The organism is Actinomadura fibrosa, assembly GCF_900659615.1.
Lineage (GTDB): Bacteria > Actinomycetota > Actinomycetes > Streptosporangiales > Streptosporangiaceae > Spirillospora > Spirillospora fibrosa.
Map to the genome: position 1 here is coordinate 1 of NZ_CAACUY010000185.1, position 18,245 is coordinate 18,245.

18 protein-coding genes are annotated in these 18,245 nt (G+C 75.5%); 7 read left to right on the forward strand and 11 right to left on the reverse strand.

From position 1 onward, the window contains the following. Window positions 1-878 (forward strand): ABC transporter substrate-binding protein (locus tag E1300_RS36770; protein WP_165503155.1); only part of this gene is annotated, 878 nt, incomplete at its 5' end. Between the two features lie 4 nt (window positions 879-882). Here E1300_RS36770 and E1300_RS36775 read toward each other — a convergent pair. The 4 genes from E1300_RS36775 to E1300_RS36790 are packed head-to-tail and all read right to left on the reverse strand — an operon-like array spanning window position 883 to window position 5,475. Beyond that, the gene (locus tag E1300_RS36775) at window positions 883-1,620 is read right to left on the reverse strand and encodes an ABC transporter ATP-binding protein (RefSeq protein ID WP_131761736.1); all 738 of its coding nucleotides are present in this window, start codon (window positions 1,618-1,620) and stop codon (window positions 883-885) included. Then, complete coding sequence (locus tag E1300_RS52955; RefSeq protein WP_165503156.1) at window positions 1,617-3,374, reverse strand: branched-chain amino acid ABC transporter ATP-binding protein/permease; 1,758 nt, start codon at window positions 3,372-3,374, stop codon at window positions 1,617-1,619. Before E1300_RS52955 ends, E1300_RS36775 begins: the two co-directional genes overlap by 4 nt. Further along, window positions 3,371-4,270 carry a branched-chain amino acid ABC transporter permease gene (locus E1300_RS36785; RefSeq protein ID WP_131761738.1) on the reverse strand — a complete coding sequence of 300 codons (900 nt, stop codon included), beginning with the start codon at window positions 4,268-4,270 and terminating at the stop codon, window positions 3,371-3,373. Before E1300_RS36785 ends, E1300_RS52955 begins: the two co-directional genes overlap by 4 nt. Then, window positions 4,267-5,475 (reverse strand): branched-chain amino acid ABC transporter substrate-binding protein, encoded by a 1,209-nt coding sequence (locus E1300_RS36790; RefSeq protein ID WP_131761739.1) that lies wholly within the window; start codon window positions 5,473-5,475, stop codon window positions 4,267-4,269. Before E1300_RS36790 ends, E1300_RS36785 begins: the two co-directional genes overlap by 4 nt. A 159-nt stretch (window positions 5,476-5,634) precedes the next feature. On the opposite strand from E1300_RS36790, the gene E1300_RS36795 reads away from it, so the two are divergent. Further along, window positions 5,635-6,612, forward strand: a complete 978-nt coding sequence (locus E1300_RS36795) for an ornithine cyclodeaminase family protein (RefSeq protein WP_131761740.1) — start codon at window positions 5,635-5,637, stop codon at window positions 6,610-6,612. A 62-nt stretch (window positions 6,613-6,674) separates the two neighbouring features. On the opposite strand, the gene E1300_RS36800 is transcribed toward E1300_RS36795, so the two are convergent. Genes E1300_RS36800 through E1300_RS36830 form a run of 7 tightly spaced genes read right to left on the reverse strand, consistent with a single transcriptional unit; the run spans window position 6,675 to window position 13,594 of the window. After that, window positions 6,675-7,604 (reverse strand): ABC transporter substrate-binding protein, encoded by a 930-nt coding sequence (locus E1300_RS36800; RefSeq protein WP_131761741.1) that lies wholly within the window; start codon window positions 7,602-7,604, stop codon window positions 6,675-6,677. Further along, on the reverse strand, window positions 7,604-8,812 hold the full coding sequence (locus E1300_RS36805; protein ID WP_131761742.1) for an LLM class flavin-dependent oxidoreductase: 1,209 nt from the start codon (window positions 8,810-8,812) through the stop codon (window positions 7,604-7,606). Before E1300_RS36805 ends, E1300_RS36800 begins: the two co-directional genes overlap by 1 nt. Continuing rightward, window positions 8,802-9,866, reverse strand: a complete 1,065-nt coding sequence (locus tag E1300_RS36810) for an LLM class flavin-dependent oxidoreductase (RefSeq protein ID WP_131761743.1) — start codon at window positions 9,864-9,866, stop codon at window positions 8,802-8,804. Before E1300_RS36810 ends, E1300_RS36805 begins: the two co-directional genes overlap by 11 nt. Continuing rightward, window positions 9,863-10,891: an ABC transporter substrate-binding protein gene (locus E1300_RS36815; protein WP_131761744.1), complete on the reverse strand. Its 1,029-nt coding sequence runs from the start codon at window positions 10,889-10,891 to the stop codon at window positions 9,863-9,865. The genes E1300_RS36810 and E1300_RS36815 overlap by 4 nt, the downstream gene beginning before the upstream one ends. A gap of 23 nt (window positions 10,892-10,914) precedes the next feature. After that, on the reverse strand, window positions 10,915-11,637 hold the full coding sequence (locus tag E1300_RS36820) for an ABC transporter ATP-binding protein (RefSeq protein WP_131761745.1): 723 nt from the start codon (window positions 11,635-11,637) through the stop codon (window positions 10,915-10,917). Continuing rightward, the gene (locus E1300_RS36825; RefSeq protein ID WP_131761746.1) at window positions 11,634-12,542 is read right to left on the reverse strand and encodes an ABC transporter permease; all 909 of its coding nucleotides are present in this window, start codon (window positions 12,540-12,542) and stop codon (window positions 11,634-11,636) included. The genes E1300_RS36820 and E1300_RS36825 overlap by 4 nt, the downstream gene beginning before the upstream one ends. Beyond that, complete coding sequence (locus tag E1300_RS36830) at window positions 12,539-13,594, reverse strand: NrtA/SsuA/CpmA family ABC transporter substrate-binding protein (protein ID WP_131761747.1); 1,056 nt, start codon at window positions 13,592-13,594, stop codon at window positions 12,539-12,541. Before E1300_RS36830 ends, E1300_RS36825 begins: the two co-directional genes overlap by 4 nt. Window positions 13,595-14,044: 450 nt before the next feature. Between E1300_RS36830 and E1300_RS36835 the strand changes: the two genes are divergently transcribed. The 5 genes from E1300_RS36835 to E1300_RS36855 all read left to right on the forward strand — a co-directional run. Continuing rightward, window positions 14,045-14,884 (forward strand): LLM class F420-dependent oxidoreductase, encoded by an 840-nt coding sequence (locus E1300_RS36835; RefSeq protein WP_131761748.1) that lies wholly within the window; start codon window positions 14,045-14,047, stop codon window positions 14,882-14,884. Between the two features lie 66 nt (window positions 14,885-14,950). Continuing rightward, entirely contained in the window at window positions 14,951-15,562 is a 612-nt protein-coding gene (locus E1300_RS36840; RefSeq protein ID WP_131761749.1) for a helix-turn-helix domain-containing protein, read from the forward strand. Window positions 15,563-15,649: 87 nt separating this feature from the next. After that, window positions 15,650-16,822 carry an NAD(P)/FAD-dependent oxidoreductase gene (locus E1300_RS36845; RefSeq protein ID WP_131761750.1) on the forward strand — a complete coding sequence of 391 codons (1,173 nt, stop codon included), beginning with the start codon at window positions 15,650-15,652 and terminating at the stop codon, window positions 16,820-16,822. Beyond that, window positions 16,819-17,166 carry a (2Fe-2S)-binding protein gene (locus E1300_RS36850; protein WP_131761751.1) on the forward strand — a complete coding sequence of 116 codons (348 nt, stop codon included), beginning with the start codon at window positions 16,819-16,821 and terminating at the stop codon, window positions 17,164-17,166. Before E1300_RS36845 ends, E1300_RS36850 begins: the two co-directional genes overlap by 4 nt. Before the next feature lie 11 nt (window positions 17,167-17,177). Further along, window positions 17,178-18,245, forward strand: a 1,068-nt coding sequence (locus E1300_RS36855) for an NAD(P)/FAD-dependent oxidoreductase (protein ID WP_278045414.1), incomplete at its 3' end; no start/stop codon positions are given.

Genomic DNA, 18,245 nt, shown 5'->3' on the forward strand with positions numbered 1-18,245 from the left:
CGCTGTGGCCCCGGCCCCCGGACGCGGACCGCCGCCGCCCGTCCGCCCTGACCGCCCCGGCGCCGCGGCGGCTCACCGTCGGCTCGGCGAACTTCCCCGAGAGCATCCTGCTCGGCGAGATCTACGCCCAGGCCCTGGAGGCCAAGGGCCGTCCGGTCACCCGCAGGCCGAACCTCGGCCCGCGCGAGACCTACTACCCCCTCGTCAAGGACGGCGGCGTCGACGTCGTCCCGGAGTACAACGGCGCGCTCGCCTCCTATCTGGGCGCGCTCGACCTCGACGCGGCCGCGCCCGCGACGACGAAGTCGGTCGAATCCAAGCTGCGCGGCAAGCTGCCCGGCACGCTGGAGGTGCTCGACCCGGCGAAGGCCGAGGACAAGGACGCGATCGTCGTCACCCGCGCCACCGTCGACCGCTACGGGCTCACCTCCCTCGCCGACCTGAAGGGCGTCTCGGACGGGTTCGTCCTCGGCGGCACCCCGGAGGCCCAGACCCGCCATCAGGGCGTGATCGGGCTCAGGGCCGTCTACGGCGCCGGGTTCAAGGAGTTCCAGCCGTTCCGGCAGGAGGACTTCGGCACGCTCGCCGACCTGCTCGCCAAGGGAACCCTCCAGGCGGCGCAGATGTTCACCACCGACCCCGCGCTCCGCCGCCGCGACTTCGTCGTCCTGGACGACCCGAAGCACCTGTTCGGCGCCCAGAACGTCACGCCGCTGGTCGACCGCGCCGACGTGGACGCGGGCGCGCGCGCCGCGCTGAACGCCGTCTCGGCCAAGCTCACCACCGAGGACCTGCGCTACTTGAACGCGCAGGTCGCGAAGGGCGACCGGGTGGAGGCGGTGGCGAAGGCGTGGCTCGTCCAGAACGGCCTGCTGTGACCCCTCAGGGTGCCGGGTCGACGGCGGGGTCGCCGCCGAGGTAGGCGGCCTTCACGCGGTCGTCCTCGGCGAGCTCGGACGCCGGGCCCGACAGGACGATCCGGCCGGTCTCCAGCACGTACGCGCGGTCCGCGAGCCGGAGCGTCTGGTGCGCGTTCTGCTCGACGATCAGGACGGTGGTGCCCTGCTCGCGGATCTCGCGGACGGCCCGCAGCACCCGCTGCGCGGTCTGCGGCGCGAGCCCCATCGTCGGCTCGTCCAGGGCGAGCAGCCGGGGCCGGAGCATCAGCGCGCGGCCGATCGCGAGCATCTGCTGCTCCCCGCCGGACAGCAGCCCGGCGGGCTGGCCGGGACGCTCGGCGAGCTGCGGGAACATCGCGTAGACCTCCGCGCGGCGGGCGGCGACGGCGGCCCGGTCGCGGCGCCGGAGGTAGCCGCCCAGCAGCAGGTTTTCCGCGACGGTCAGGGCGGGGAAGACGCGCCGCCCCTCGGGGACGTGGCCGAGGCCCGCCGCGACGATCCGGTGCGCGGGCAGCCGCGTGACGTCCCGTCCGGCGAACTCGACGCGCCCCGACCGGGCCCGCTGGAGCCCGGTGACGGTCCGCAGCGTCGTGGTCTTGCCCGCGCCGTTGCTGCCGAGCAGCGCCACGATCTCGCCCTCGGCGACCTCGAACGACACGCCCGACAGCGCCTCGACCTGCCCGTAGCGGGCGCGCAGCCCCTCGACCCGCAGCAGGCTCACCGCAGCACCTCCGCCTGGAGCCCGGCGTCCGGGTCGTCCGGGACGCCGATGTACGCGGCGATCACCCGGTCGTCCGCGCGGATCTCGGCGGGCGGCCCGGCGGCGATCGCGCGCCCGCGGTCGAGGACGACGACCCGGGTCGAGACCGACATGACCAGCGCGACGTCGTGCTCGATCAGCACGACCGCGACGCCGCGCGCCCGGACGCGGCCGATGAGGTCCATCAGGGCCCGCTTCTCGGTCGGGTTCGCGCCCGCCGCGGGCTCGTCCAGCAGCAGCGCGCGCGGCTCGGCGGCGAGGGCCCGGGCGATCTCCAGCCGGCGGCGGTCCCCGTAGGGCAGGCCGCCCGCCGGGCGGTCGGCGGCCTCGGCGAGCCCGGTGAACTCCAGGCAGCGGCGCACCGCGGCGGCGTCGGCGCGCGACGGCGGCCGCAGCAGGGACCGGTCCCGGGCGAACCGGCCGACCAGGACGTTCTCGGCGACGGTCAGCTCCTCGAACAGCCGGATGTTCTGGAACGTGCGGGCCAGCCCGGCGGCGGCGACCCGGTGCGGCGCGAGGCCGTGCACCCGCCTGCCCGCGACGCGCACCGTCCCGGCGTCCGGCGCGATCATGCCGGTGACGCAGTTGAAGGCGGTGGTCTTGCCCGCGCCGTTCGGGCCGATGACGCTCACGACCTCGCCGGCGCCGGCCCGCAGCGACAGGTCCTCCACCGCCGTGACGCCGCCGAACCGCCGCGTCAGCCCCTCGACCTCCAAGACGCCTCCGCCCGCGGCTGGGGGAGCGGGTTCGGGCCCGGCCGCCGCGGGACGCGCGAACCGGCGGGGGCGGGCGGGCCAGACGCCCTGCGGCCGCACGAGGACGATGAGGACGAGCAGCAGCGCGAAGAACAGCCCCCGGTACTCCTGGACGGTCCGCAGCGCCTCGGGCAGCGCGACGACGACGACCGCGCCGACCACGACGCCGGGCCGGCTGCCCATCCCGCCGATGATCACCACGAGCAGGATCATCAGCGAGGTCAGGAACGTGAAGCTGGACGGGTCGACGGTGCCGAGCTGGGCGGCGTTCAGCGGCCCGGCCACCGAGCCGACCGCGGCGCCGAGCACGTACGCGAGCAGCTTCACCCGCCGCGTCGGCACGCCGACGGCCTCCGCGGCGCGGTCGTCGGCCCGGACCGCGCGCCACGCGTACGCCAGCCGCGTCCGGGCGAGCAGGCCGGTCAGGACGAGGACGGCGGCGAAGAACGCGAGCGCGAGGTAGAAGAAGTCCGGCGGCGTGACGATCTCCCGGCCGCCGACGGTGACCGGCGGGATCCCGGTGAGCCCGTTCGGGCCGCCGGTGACGTCCAGGTTGACGACCGTGATCCGGATGATCTCGCCGAAGCCGAGCGTGACGATCGCGAGGTAGTCGCTGCGCAGCCGCAGCGTCGGATAGCCGATCACGACGCCGGAGGCCGCCGCCGCGAGCACCGCGACGGGCAGCGTCGCCCAGAAGCCCCAGTGCAGCTTCAGCATCAGCAGCCCGGAGGTGTACGCGCCGATCGCGAAGAACGCCGCGAACCCGAGGTCCAGCAGCCCGGCGTAGCCGACCACGATGTTGATCCCGAGCCCGAGGATCGCGTAGATCAGGATCGTCCCGGCGACGGTGACGGCGTAGTCGTCCAGCACCTGCCCGGCCGCGAGCGCGGCCAGGAGCAGCAGCGGCCATCCCGCGTGCCGGGCCAGGGCGGTGGCGTCCGGGCGCCGCAAGGTCTTCACGCGCGCTCCACGACGCGCTCGCCGAACAGGCCGGTGGGGCGCAGCGCGAGCACGGCGATCAGCAGCCCGAAGATGATGACGTCCGTCCAGCGCGACGAGACGTACCCGGCGGAGAACGACTGGACGAGCCCGATGCACACCCCGGCGGCCATCGTCCCCGGCAGGTTCCCGATACCGCCGAGCACGGCGGCGGTGAACGCCCGCAGCCCGATGAGGAACCCCATCCCGAAGCTGATCTGCGTGTAGTAGAGCCCGTACATGACCCCGGCCGCGCCGGCGAGCAGCGAGCCGGCGAAGAACGTCGCGAGGACGAGCCGCTCCACGTCGATGCCCTGGAGCCGGGCGGCGTCGCGGTCCATCGCGAGGGCGCGCATGGCCGTCCCGGTCACGGTGCGGGTGACGAACAGCCACAGCCCCGCCATCAGCGCGACCGCGAGCAGCACCAGCGCGAGCTGGCCGTAGGTGACGCGGACGGCGCCGCTCATGACCTGCCCGCCGTCCAGCGCGTTCGGGTAGGACTTGAAGCGGGCGTGGGTCAGCACCTTCACGCCCTCCTCCAGCGCGAGCGAGACCCCGATCGCCGCGATGAGCATCGCGAGCCGCGGCGAGGCCAGCAGCGGCAGGTAGGCGGCGCGGGCGACGCCGGCGCCGAGGACGCCGGTGGCGAGGGCGCCCGCGGCGACGGCGGCGAGCACGGCCGGCAGCGCCATCCCGCCGGTCGCGCCGAGCGTCGTCAGCACCCCGAACCCGGCGAACGCGCCGATCATGAACACGTCGCCGTGCGCGAAGTTGATCAACCGCACCACGCCGTAGATCATCGAGTAGCCGAGCGCGATCAGCGCGAGGAACGCTCCGATGGTCAGCCCGTTCACCAGGTACTGGACGAAGTCGCTCACGAGCCGGTCCGGGCGTCGACCCAGGCGGCGCCGGTCTTGTCCAGCTTCTTGTAGGCGGTGAAGGCGCCCTTCTGCACGCGCACCGTGATGTACAGCGGGTCGGTCCGGTCGCCCTTCTGGTCGAACGTGATGGGCCCGGTGATCCCGGGGTAGTCCTTCACGCCGTGCAGCGCCTTGGTGATGTCGGGGCCCTTCGTGGACCCGGTGTCCCCCATGACCTTCGCGAGGAGCTTGACCGCGTCGTACTCGTACACCGAGAACGGCCCCGGATCGGCGCCGTTCCTCGCCTTGTACGCGGCGACGAACGACGCGGCGGCGGGGAGGTCCTTGGCGAGCGGCGCCGTCGTGGCGATGTAGCCGTCGGCCGCCGCCCCGGCGGTCTTCAGCACGGTCGAGTCGGTCGTCGCGTCCCCGCCCATCAGAGTGAACTTCAGCCCGAGCTGCTTGCGCTGCCTGAGCAGCAGGCCCGCCTCGGCGAAGTAGCCGGTGAAGTACACGACGTCCGGCTTCGTGGACGCGATCTTCGTGAGGACGGGGCTGTAGTCGGACTGGCCGGGCTGGAGCGCGTCCTCGTAGACGACCTGCGCGCCGAGCCCCTTCGCCGACCCCGCCGCGGCGTCCGCGAGGCCCTTGGCGTAGGTGGTGTTGTCGTGCAGGACCGCGACCCGCCGCGCGCCGAGCTGGCCGGTCATGAACTTCGCGGCGAGCGCGCCCTGGTTGTCGTCCCGGCCGCAGGTCCGGAAGACCTTCCCCTTGCCGGTCTCGGTGAGCGACGGGTTCGTGGACGCGTCCAGCACGAACGGGACGTCCCGGCGCCCGTAGATCGGGATGGCGGGCACCGCCGCGCCCGAGCAGTAGCCGCCCGCCACCGCCACGACCTTGCTGTTCAGCAGCTTCTGCGCCGCCTGCGCGCCCTGCTGGGCGCTGCACGCGTCGTCCGCCTGGACGATCCTGATCGACCGGCCGCGCACGCCGCCCGCCTTGTTGACCTCGTCGGCGGCGACCTTCGCGGCGGCCAGGATGTCCTGCCCCGCGGACGCGGAGTCGCCGCTGAGGGGCGCCGGCACCCCGATCCTGATGTCGCCTCCCCCGCCGGAGCCGCCGCCGGAGCCGCAGCCGGCGAGCGGGACCAGCAGCAGGCCGGCGCCGGCCGCCGCGGCGGCGCGGGGCGCGCGCCGGCGGTCCCGCGGGGTTCCAGGGGTCATCGGGCCACTCCCTCGCTCGTCAGGCGGGATGGCAAAAGCGTGATTCGTCGCGCGACGGGCGTCGAGACGAACAAGCGCGCGATCTCGTGGGGAGATCGGTAAGCACCGCTTGCCCTCCCGCCCTCGACAGCGCGCCGCCCGGCCGCCGAAGATCACTTCATGGCCGAGGTGCTGCTGCTGTCCGCCGCCGACGTGCGCGCCGTGTTCGACCTGCCGGCGGCGCTCGGCTCGCAGCGCGCGGCGTTCGCGGCGCTCGGCCGGGACGAGGCGCGGCTCGCGCCCCGGCTGCTCCTCGACGGCCCGGACGGCGCCGTCGCGTTCTGCTACGTGTCGCGGCTGCCCGGGACCGGCGCCGTCTCCAAGTTCGGCAGCGTCACGCCGGGCAACGCCGGCCGCGGCCTGCCCACGGTCGCCGCGCTCGTCACCGTCCAGGACCCCGTGGACGGGCGGCCCGTCGCGATCATCGAGGGGGAGGCCGTCACGACGCTGCGGACCTCGGCGGCGAGCGCGGTCGCGGCCGAGCACCTCGCGCTCCCGGGCGCGTCGCGGCTCGCCGTGGCCGGCTGCGGGGTGCAGGGCCGCGCGCACGTCCGGGCGATGGCGCGCGTGCGCCCCCTCGACCACGTCGCCCTGGCCTGCCGGAACCCCGGGACCTGCGGCGCGGCGGACGAGCTCGCGGCGGAGCTGGACCTGCCCGTGGAGGCCGCGGCGTCCGTCCGCGACGCGGTCGCGGGCGCCGACATCGTCGTCACCGCGACCACGAGCACGGAACCGGTCGTCCGCGGCGACTGGCTGGATCCCGGCTGCACCGTCGTGAGCGTCGGCTCCTTCGCCCCGGACAGGACGGAGGTGGACGCCGGGCTCGTCAGGCGGGCCGCGCCCGTCGTGGTGGACCACGTCCCGACCGCGCTGGAGCAGGCGGGCCCGATCGTGGCGGGCGTCCGCGCCGGACACCTGGACCCGGGACGGCTGCGGCCGCTCGGCCCGATCGTCGCGGGCCTGGCCCCGGGGCGGGAGTCCGCCGCCGACATCGTCTTCTACAACAGCGTCGGCCTGGGCGTGCAGGACGCCGCCGCGGCGTCCGTCATCGTCGAGCGCGCCCGTGCCACCGGCACCGGGCGGACCGTCACCCTGTGACGACCCGCCCGGCTCCCGACCGGCGCGGGACGGCGCTCACCGCACGCGCTCAGCCCGTCCGCTCAGTGCACGCGCTTGGCTTCGACCAGTTCCCCGAGCTCCGGCAGCACGGCGTCGGCGACCGTGATCCTCCGGTCGACGAGCCCGGCGTCGTGGAACAGGTCGGCGGCGCGCTGCTGCTCCGCGACGAACTCCGCGCTCACCGGCTCCAGCCCGAACGGGCGCCGCCGCAGCGCGTTCTCCCAGGCCGCCACGTCGCCTCCGTCGTCGTCGGCGAACAGCTTCGCGGCCTCGCCCGGGTTCTCCCTGATCCAGGCGTCGGACTCCTGGAGCGCGCCGACGATCGCCGCCAGCTCGTCCCGGCGGCCCTCGGCGAAGTCGCGGCGCGTGAACCACAGCGACCGGTGGCTGAACAGGCCGTCCGTCTCGACGAGGGTGCGCGGGGACGCCTCCTCCTCGACGCGGGTCAGCGCCGGGTAGGAGCCGATCCAGGCGTCGACCTCGCGGTCCAGGAAGAGCTGCGCGGCGTCGGTGTAGGCGTCCACGGGCTCGATGTCGCGCCAGCCGAGCCCGGCGTCGTCCAGCGCGAACAGCAGCAGCGTCGTTTGCCAGGAGCCGTGCCCGAGCGCGACCCGCTTGCCCTTGAGGTCGGCGACCGAGGCGATGCCGGAGTCCTCGTGGACGACCAGGCGGCCGTTCTCGTGCCGCGGCCCGGACGTAGCGACGTACACGACGTCGTGGCCCTTGGCCTGCGCGGTGACCGGCGGCGTCGAGCCGGTGCCGATGAAGTCGTACCCGCCGTCGAAGAGGTGGTCGCCGTGCGCGGACGGGAGCCCCTCGGTCGGGGACGGGCGGTCCCCGGCGGGCAGCGACCGGAGGTCCACCCACTCCACGTCCGGCAGGGACTGCTCCAGGATGCCGCGGTGGCGCAGCACCCACAGGGAGTTGTTGTTCGGGAAGTAGCCCACGCGGACGGGCTTGGAGTCGGACATCAGGGGGTTCCTCTCGTTGCGGAAATCGGGGTGCGGCCCTGGTCGGCGCCGGTGCCGTCGGCTCGCGGGCCGTGGTCGCGCAGGTCGTGGCCGCGCAGCAGCGGGAGCACCCGCTCGCCCACGCGGTGCGCCTCCTCCAGGTGGGGGACGCCCGCGAGGATGAACGCGTCCACGCCGAGGCCGATCAGCTCGTCGAGCCGGGCGGCCACCTGCGCGTAGCTGCCGACCAGGCCGAACGCGGGACCGCCGCGCAGCAGATGGAAGCCGCCCCAGAAGTTCGGCTCGACCTCCAGCGCGCGGAGGTCGGTGACGGGCCACTCGACGAAGGACGCGCTGCGCAGCCACCCGACCGAGTCGCCGGACGCCTCCGGCCCGCGGAGCTGCGCCGGGTCCACGTGCCGCCAGCCGCGCCGGATCTCGTCCCACGCCTCCTCCTCGGTCTCCCGGGCGAGGACGTCGATGCGCACCGCGAACCTCGGGGACCGCCCGAGCGCCTCGGTGTGCTCGCGGACCTGCGCGAACTTGGCGGACAGCGCGGCGGTCGGCTCCAGCCAGGACAGGTAGTAGTCGGCGTGCCGCCCGGCGGCGCGGATCGCGGCGGGGGAGGAGCCCGAGAAGTAGATCTCGGGGAACGGCTGCCCGGCGAGCGGGCCCGGCAGCCCCGCGCCCTCCACCCGGTAGAAGCGGCCCTCGTAGTCGAACGGACCGCCGTCCCAGACGCCCTTCAGGACGTCGAGGAACTCCGACGTCCGCGCGTAGCGGTCGTCGTGGTCGACCTTGTCGCCCCACCAGAGCTGGGCCGGGCCGCCGCCGCCGGAGATCACGTTGTAGACCACGCGGCCGCCGGTGGCCCGCTGGAGGCTCGCCGACATCCGCGCCGCCTGCACCGGGTGCAGGAACCCGGGCTGGTAGGCGATCATGAAGCGGTAGGTGGTGGTCTCCCGGGCGAGGCTCGCGGCCGCCGCCCACGGGTCGTCGGTGAACGGGAACGACGGCAGCAGCCCGCCGACGAACCCCGACAGCTCCGACGCCCGCGCCACGTCCGCCATGTGGTCCAGGTGGGTGTACCCGTCGTCCCGCCCGCCGCGGACGCGGGGCGCGATCGCGCCGGGCTCGCCCGGCGCCCAGTCCCCGCGGCTCGCGACCCGGCGGCGCAGCGACGGCTGGTCGCCGTGCGTCCCGATCCGCCAGTAGATGTCAATCGGCATGCTCGTGCTCCTTCACGGTGTCGGACGCGGCGGCGGGCGCTGTGCCGGTGGCCAGCAGGGGGAGGAGGTGCTCGCCGAGGCGGTAGGTCTCCTCCACGTACGGGGCGGCCTCCAGCACGAACGTCGTGACGCCCCGCGCCGCGAACCCGCGGATCGCGTCCGCGACCTGGTCATACGACCCGGTGAGCCCGGACGGCGGCGCGCCCGCGGCGGTACGGCGGGCGGCCTCGGCCCGCGCCTCCTCCTCGTCCTCGCGGGCCAGGACGGGCAGGGTCAGCCCGAAGGCGAGGGCCCTGCCGTGCCCGGCGGCGCGGGCGCGGAGGTCGGCGATCAGCGCGTCCAGGACGTCGCCCTGGCGGGAGACGCCCGGCTGCGCGGCCGCGAAGTCGAAGACGTGGACGTCGGCGTGCCGGGCCGACAGGTCGAGCGCCTCCGGCGAGGTCCCCGACAGGTGGACGCGCGGGAACGGCCGGTCGGACAGCGGCGCCTGGAAGCCGCCCGCCAGCACCTGGAAGAACCGCCCCTCGTAGGTGTAGGAGTCCTCGTGCCAGACGCCCTTGGCGATGGTGAGGAACTCGTCGGCGCGGGCGTAGCGGTCCGGGCCCTCGACGAAGTCGCCCTGCGCCCGCGCGACGGACGGGTCGAGGTCGACCGACAGCCGCCAGTCGAGCCGGCCGCCGGAGAACCGCTGGAGGGACGCCGACACCTTCGCGGCGTACACCGGCGTCGCGACACCGGGGTGCAGCCCCGCGGCGCCGCGCAGCCACCGGCTCGCGCGCAGCAGCCCGGCGGTGACGACGACGGACTCCTCGCCGCCCGCGTCGAACGGCGCGAGCGCGCCGTCGAAGCCCGCGATCTCGGCGGCGCGGCCGATCTCCGCGAGGTGGTCGAACGGCCCGTACGCGCCGGGCCGCAGGTCGGTCACGAACGCCGGCGGGGCCGGGGGCGGCGGCCCGAAGTCGCCGCGCGCGCCGTCGCCGCGCGTCGGCAGCGTGACGATGAACTCCGGGACGGGCGGGACCGGGTCAGGGGAGGCCGGGACGGGGGCCGTCATGCCGCGACCCCCTCGGCGGCGAGGCGCTCGCGCGCCAGCCGGAGCGGCTCGGGCGCCGCCCACGCGTCCACGTCCACGTCGGTGTCGAGGAACCCGTGGACGAGCAGGAAGTCCTTCTGGACCCGGAGCAGGGCGAGCCGCTCGTCCGACAGGTCAGGGTGCAGGGAGCGGTGGAAGTCGCCCCGGTACGCGGTGGCGACGCCCTCCGCGTCCGAGCGGGTCTCGCGGGCGAGGATCTCGCGGACGCCGTCGAGGTTCCCGGCCGCCCAGTCCGCCGCGCGCAGCGTCTGCTCCAGGAACGCCACGACCAGGTCGGGTCGCTCGTCGAGCAGCCGCTCGTGGACGGTGATCGGACGCGGCGTGCCGTTGTTGACGCGCGTCCTCGGGTCGGGGTGGGCGTCCAGGTCGACGGCGACGGCGAGGCCCAGCTCGCGGGCCTGGTCGGCGGCCCGAGCACCCTTCACGTACACGGCGTCCACCTCGCCGCGGACGAGCTGCTCCAGGCCGGGCCACGACAGCCGCCCGCCGCGCGCGTCGCGTCCGACGGACGGCGACAGCTCCGCCGGGACCTCGACGAACGCGATGTCGTCGAGGGTGAGGCCGCCCTGGGCGAGCGCGCCCTTCACCCCGTGCAGCGCCATCGCGCGCGGGAAGCTCGTCGCGCGCGTCCCGGCCCAGCCCGGCAGGGCGACGCGGGCGCCGCGCAGCCCGGCCGCGTCCCCGATCCCGGAGCCGGGCCGAACGAGGATCGACTGCCACTCCTCGATCCAGGTCAGCCCGATCAGCCGGGTCGGCGCGCCCGCCGACCGCGCCGCGAGCGCGGGCACGTTGCCGCCCTCGCGGAACAGCCCGAGCAGGTCGTGGTCGAAGTGGTGCCGGGCCAGCTCGGGGCCGGCGTCCTGGAGCACGCCCACCTCCAACCCGGCCGTGCCGAACCGCTCGGCCAGCCAGCCGAGGTTGTGGGCGAGGCCGCTGGCCGTCGGCACCGGGCAGCGGGTGAACCAGATCTTCTCCACCGTGGTCACGGCGCTCCTTCGGGAATGGGTCGTCAGTGGGGGTCAGGGGTGAGGGCGGAGGCCGGCTCGACCCCCAGATGGGACAGCAGGGCGCGGCGCCGGTCGGCGAGCGCCGGATCGTCGCGGTCCCGCGGCCGGGGCAGACCGACCTCCCGGTCGTCGGCGAACGTCCCGCCGCGCAGCACCGCGACGCGGTCGGCGAGGCGCAGCGCCTCGTCCACGTCGTGGGTCACGAGGACGACCGCGGGCCGGTGCCGCGCGCACAGCTCGGCGACGAGGTCCTGCATCTGGAGCCGGGTGAGGGCGTCGAGCGCGGCGAACGGCTCGTCCAGCAGCAGCACCTGCGGGTCCCGGACCAGCGCCCGCGCCAGCGCCACCCGCTGGGCCTCGCCGCCCGACAGCGTCGCGGGCCACGCCCGCTCGTGCCCGGCGAGGCCGACCTCCGCGAGCGCGCGCCGCCCCGCGTCCCGGGACGAGCGCGGCAGCCCGAGCGTGACGTTGGCGAGGACGCGCCGCGCCTGCACCAGCCGCGGCTCCTGGTAGACGGTGGTGCGGCGCGGGGCGGCGAGGACGGTCCCGGCGTCCGGTACCTCCAGGCCCGCGAGCAGGCGCAGCAGCGTCGTCTTGCCGGTGCCGCTCGGGCCGAGCAGCGCGAAGAACTCGCCGCGCCGGACCTCCAGGTCGATCCCGGCGAGGACGGTCTTCGGCCCGAACGACTTCCGCACCCCGGCGAGGCGCACGGCGACGTCGCTCATCGGGCCGCCACCTGCCCCCGCCAGGGCATCGCGAGCCGCTCCACGCCCCGGATCACGAGGTCGATGACCAGCCCGATCAGCGCGTAGATCAGGATGCACAGCACCATGTAGTCGTTCCGGTAGTACTGCTGCGCGAGCGTGACCAGGTAGCCGATGCCCTCGCTCGCGCCGATCTGCTCGGCGGCGATGAGGCCGGTCAGCGACACCGACAGGCTGATCCGCAGCGCCATGAGGATGCTCGGCAGCGCGCTCGGCACGATGACGGCGAGGGCGAGCCGGGCGCCGCGCAGCCCGAAGCCCCGCGCCGCCTCGACGACCTTGCGGTCCACGCCGCGCACGCCGAGGTAGGTGTAGGCGTACATCGGCGCGGCCGTCGCGACGGCGATCAGCACGATCTTGAAGGTCTCGCCGACGCCGAACCAGGAGATGAACAGCGGCACGAGCGCGAGGAACGGGACGGCCCGCTTCATCTGCATCGTCGGGTCGATCAGCTCCTCGCCGAGCGCCGACAGCCCGGCCGCGACGCCGAGCAGCAGCCCGGCGCCCGCGCCCGCCAGCACGCCGAGCGCCGCCCGCCGGCCCGACGCCAGCAGGTAGTCGGTGAGCTGCCCCGTCTCGGCCAGCTCCCGCAGCGCCCCGAGCACCGCGCCGGGGCCGGTGAGGACGTCCGGCGGGATGCCGCCGCTCGCCGTCCCGTACCACCAGGCGGCGACCAGCAGCACCGGCACGCCGGTCCGGACGGCGAGCGAGACCGCGGGGCGGCGCCGCCGCGTCCCGATCCGCGCCGGGACGCGCAGTTCGCCGTCCCCGGCCTCCGCGTCCGGCGCGGAGGCCGCGGGCACGTCCGTCGTCGCCACCTCCTCCGGCGCGGGCGCGGGCGCGGCCGGCGGCCGTTCCAGCGTCATGACGACGTCCCGGACGGCACCGGCGACGCCGACGCCGCCCGCAGGTCGGAGATGACCTGGTCCGCGGGGATCGCCGACGGCAGGACGCCGTACTGGCGGAAGATCCCGGCGACGCTCTCGACGTACGTGCCGTCGGACGCGCCCGCGTAGCGCGGGACGTTCTGGTAGCGGGCCTCGGCGAGGTTGTCCTGGAGCCGCTTGCCGGAGACCGCCGTCGGGCCCTTCTTCAGGAAGACGTTCTGGAACTTCTCCGGCGACCGCTTCTCCTCCTCGGTCAGCTCGCGCAGCGTGTCGAGGAAGACCTGCACGGCCTTCGGGTTCTTCTCCAACAGTTCCGTGCGGGCGGCCCAGATGGTGAGGTCCTTGTCCGGCAGGTCGCGGCCGTTGAGCAGGACGCGGGCGCCCTTGGCGACGACCTCGGGGTAGGCGTTGACGATCGCCCACCAGGCGTCCACCTTGCCGGTCGCGAACGCCGAGGCGCCCTGGACCGGGTTCAGGTAGACGCGCTTCACCTGGTCGGCGGGGATGCCGTTCTCCTTGAGCGCGAGCAGCAGCAGGTACTCGCCGCGCCCGCCCTTGTTGACCGCGACCTGCTTGCCGACCAGGTCCTTCACCGACCGCACCGGGCTGTCCGCGGGGACGACCAGGCCGTCGCGGGGCGGCGCCGCCCGGTCGGTCACGGGGTCGGCGACGGCGAAGATCTTGAGATCGCGGCTGTTGGCGAGGTAGCCCAGCGCGGGGGAGATCGCCCCCTCCAGGACGTTGACGGAGCCGGAGCGGACGGCGTCGATCGTCGCGGTGAAGGAGGCGTACGAGCCGCCCCACTGCACCCGGGCGCCGGCCGCCTTCAGTCGCTCGTCGAGGAGGCCCTCGCGCTTGGCGTAGGCGAGCGGGCCCGCGTTGCCCGGGTCGCTGAGCTTGATGACCGTGCCGCCGGAGCCGCCGGCGGACCCGCCCGCCTCCGCGGAGCCGCCGCAGGCGGCGGTCAGGCTGAGCAGGGCGGCGGCCGCGGCGGCGGTCGCGAGGCGCAGTCGGTGACGGGGGAAGGACATGGTGGCGTGGCCCCTCATGTGGTTCGGGCGCGACGGCCGGACGGGCCGCACGCCGGTGGGAGCCCTGCCGGAGCCGGAGACGGCGGCGGCAGGGCTCGGTGGGGAGAGTGGAGCGGGGAGGGGGATGCGGTCCCGGGCGTCAGTGCCGGGGACGGCGGTAGGAGGTGGGGCGGGCCCGTGCGGGCGCCGAGTCCGAGTACGCGCTGAGGGACGCGGGCGGCGGCGCGGGCGGCGCGGTCAGCGACAGAGGCTGCTGTTCAGGCGCATGTTGTCGACCACGCGCCGGACGGTCAGGACGACGTGCGGCATAATCCCCATATTCTAGATAGGAATACTGGAAGTCAAGCCGTGAAGATCGATAACCACCGGGAATAAGCACCGCTCTTGGACGCGGACGCCGCCCCGGCCCCAGGATGAAGCCGACCTGGACGGCGGACGAGAGGAGCCCCGGTGGAACTGGGCGTGAACGGGATCAACGCCAAGGCGACGCTGCACCCGGACGCGACGGCGCGGCTGGCGAGGCGTGCCGAGGAGCTCGGGTACGCCTCCTGGTGGGCGGGCGACCACGTCGTCCTGCCGAGCCCGCGCGTCCCCGGCTCGCCGATGGAGGCGACCGACGCGATCCTCGACCCGCTCGTGCACCTGGCGTTCGTCGCCGCCGTCACCGAGCGGATCCGGCTCTGCACCGGCATCGTGATCCTCCCGCAGCGCAACCCCCTCGTCCTCGCGAAGCAGGCGGCCAGCCTGGACGTGCTGAGCGGCGGCCGGCTGACCCTCGGCGTCGGCGCCGGGTACCTCGAACCGGAGCTCGCCGCGCTCGGCGTGCCGATGTCCGAGCGCGGCGCCCGCACCGACGAGTACCTCGACGCGATGCGCTCGCTCTGGAGCGACCCGGAGCCGTCCTACCGCGGGCGGTTCGTCGCGTTCGACGGCGTCGACGCGCACCCCCGCCCCGTGCGCCCGGACGGCCCGCGGATCGCCATCGGCGGCCACAGTCCCGCGGCGTTCCGCCGCGCGGTCGCCCGGGGGCACGGCTGGATCGGCGTCGGGACGCCGGACGAGCTGGAGGCGAACCTCGCGGGCCTGGAGCGCGCCGCCGCGGAGACCGAGCGCCCGGCGGCGCTCGGCCGCCTGCGGATCATCGCGCTGCCGCTCGCGCCCATCGCGCCGGACACCGCGCGGCGCTACGCCGATCTCGGTGTGGACGAGCTGCTCGTCTACCCGCTGCCGCTGGAGGACCCGAAGGAGGCCGAGGCGTACCTCGAACGCCACGCCGACCTGCCGCGCTGACGGCCCCGATGGGCTACGATACGGTGCTCGTTCGTTAAACCGAACGATGGAGCGGAGGGGCGGCGCGTGGGCGCTTCGGGTGATTCGGTGCGGGACCTGCTGGCCGCGAACCTGCGGCGCGCGCGCCAGGAGCGCGGCCTGTCGCTGTCGGAGCTGTCCCGCCGGTCGAGGATCGGCAAGGCCACCCTTCACCAGCTGGAGGCGGGGGCGGGCAACCCCACGATCGAGACCGTGTTCAGCCTGTCGCGCGCTCTGGAGGTGCCCATCTCCGACCTGCTCGACCGGCAGGAGCCGTCCGGGCCGACCGTGGTGCGCGCGGCCGACGTCGAGGTGCTGCGCGGCGAGGGCGTCGACCTGCGGCCGCTGCGCGGCATCGAGTCCGGCGGCGCGTTCTTCGAGGTGTACGACCAGCAGGTCAGGGCCGGTTCCCGGCAGGACTCCCTCGGCCACGTGGGCACCGAGCACACGATCGTCCAGGCCGGCCGGCTCGGCGTTCGGGTGGACGGCCGGGACGTCGAGCTGGGGCCGGGCGACTACGTCGGCTTCGACGCCCGGCTGCCGCACGCCTACACGGCCCTGGAGGGGACCGTCCGCTCGGTACTGCTCCTCCAGTACCGCTCCGACCAGCGCCTTCACGCCGCCCCCGCCGAACCGCCGCACCTCCTGGAGACCCCGTGAGCCGGGACGCCGCCGCGCGTTGACAGCGCGCCCGGGCGGCCATAGCCTCGGCATCGTTCGGTTTAACGAACGATCGAAGGGGAGCCGATGACGCGGGCCGTGGTGCTGGGCGCCGGGATCGTCGGCGCCGCCTGCGCCCGCGAGCTGGCCCGCGCGGGCCTCGCGGTGACGGTCGTCGAACGGGACGGCCCCGCCGCGGCGACCACCGCCCACGGCGAGGGCAACGTCCTCGTCTCCGACAAGGGCCCCGGTCCCGAGCTGGAACTCGCCCGGCTGTCGCTCCGCCTCTGGCCCGAGATCCTCCACGGCCTCCCGGACGCCCGCGGCGTCGAGTGGGACCCGAAAGGCGGCATCGTCGTCGCGACCACCGCCCAAGGCGCCGAGGCGCTACGGATCTTCGCCGCCGCCCAGCGCGAGGCCGGAATCATCGCCACCGAGCTGGACGCCGCCGCCCTCGCCACCGCCGAACCCCACCTCACCAGGGACGTCACGGCCGCCGTCCACTACCCCGAGGACGCCCAGGTACAGCCCTCCGGAGCCGCGACCGCGCTGCTGGCCGACGCGCTGCGCGCCGGGGCCGTCCTGCACGCGGGACACGAGGTCCTCGGCGGGATCGTCTCCGGCGGCCGGCTCACCGGAGTCCGGACGTCCGGCGGCACCATCGAGGGCGACCTCGTCGTCAACGCGACGGGCCCGTGGTCCGGCGAGACCGCGCGGCGGCTCGGCGTCCGGCTGGACGTCCGGCCCCGGCGCGGCGAGGTCCTGGTCACCGCCCCGATGCCGCCCACCGTCTTCCACAAGGTCTACGACGCCGGCTACGTGGGCGCCGTCGGCAGCGGCGCCGAGGAGCTCCAGGCGTCCGCGGTGGTCGAGTCGACCCGCGGCGGGACGATCCTGCTCGGCTCCTCGCGCCGCCGCGTCGGCTTCGACGACCGGCTCCGCCCGGAGGTCCTGTCGGTCATCGCGGCGAAGGCCCTGCGGCTGTTCCCGTCACTCGCCGGGACGGCGGTCATGCGCGCCTACGGGGGATTCCGCCCCTACGTCGGCGACCACCTGCCCGTGATCGGCGCCGACCCGCGGCTGCCCGGCCTATGGCACGCCACCGGCCACGAGGGCGCCGGCATCGGGTTGTCGGCCGGGACCGCCGCCGTCCTGCGCGACCTCGTGCTGGGCCGCGAACCGGCGATCCCCGCAGACCCGTTCCGCGTGGACCGCCCCGCCGTCCTGGCCGAGGCCGCAGCACCCGGAGGAGAGGTATGAGCCCGCGACTCGTGCGCGCGTCCGACGACGCGACCGGCCGCCGCGACGTCCCGCTGCGGATCACCGTGGACGGCGAGCCGCTCACCGGCGTGGCGGGCCAGACCGTCGCCGGGGTGCTGCTCGCGTCCGGCCGCCGCTCCTGGCGGACGGGCCCGTCCGGCGCGCCGCGCGGCGTGTTCTGCGGGATCGGCGCCTGCTTCGACTGCCTGGTCACCGTCAACGGCGTCCGCGACGTGCGCGCCTGCCGCCGCCGCGCCCACGACGGCGACACGATAACCACCCAATCCCGCAACCCGACCCCCACCACGGAACCAGTCGCGGCGCCAGGGGAGGGAGCGCGGTGACTCGGCGTGTTGTGGTTGTTGGGGCTGGGCCTGGGGGGCTTGGGGCTGCTGCGGGGGCGTTGCGGGCGGGGGCGGAGGTCACGCTCGTCGACTCCGCCGAGAACCCCGGCGGGCAGTACCACCGGATGCTGCCCGACGCGTACCGTGCGGCGCGGCCTGAGCGGTTGCACCACGGGTGGCGGGACTTCGAGCGCGTGCGCGAGCACGTGCTCGGGCATCCGCGCTGCGACTGGTGGCCGGAGAGCGCGGTCTGGGCGCTGGAGCGGCGCGACGGGGGCGCGCCGCTCGTGCACGTCCTGCGCGGCGAGGCCGACGGCGCGGACCGCGAGCGCCGCGTCCTCGCGCCGGACGCGCTCGTGCTCGCGCCCGGCGCGCACGACCGCGTCCTGCCGTTCCCCGGCTGGGACCTGCCCGGCGTCTTCACGGCCGGGGCCGCGCAGGCACTGGCCAAGGGGGAGCGCCTCGTCGTCGGCGACGCCGTCCTGATCGCCGGTTCTGGACCGTTCCTGCTGCCGGTCGCCGCGGCCCTGCTGGAGGCGGGCTCCACCGTCGCCGCGGTGCTGGAGGCGAACCCGGCCTCCACCGTGGCCCGCGGCTGGACGCGGCGCCCCTGGGAGCTGGCGTCGCAGATCGGCAAGTCCGTAGAGCTCGCGGAGTACGCGGGGCTGCTCGCCCGGCGCCGCGTCCCGTACCGGACGGGCCGCGCCGTGGTCGAGGTCCGGGGCGACGGGCGCGCCGAGGAGGCGGTCACGGCGCGGCTGCGTCCCGACTGGTCGGTCGTGCCCGGCACCGAGGAGGCCGTGCCGGCCGACGCCGTGTGCGTCACCCACGGCTTCAGCCCGCAGCTCGAACTGCCCGTGGCCGCCGGCTGCGCGCTGCGCCGAACCGTGGGCGGCGAGTTCGCCGAGGTGGACGGCGACCAGCGCACCACCGTCCCGGACGTCTACGCGGCGGGGGAGGTCACCGGCATCGCCGGGGCGCCGGCCGCCCGGACCGAGGGGCTCCTCGCGGGCTGGATCGCGGGCGGCGGCGCCCCGGACGCCCCGGAGGCGGCCGTGCTGCGCCGCCGCCGCGACCGG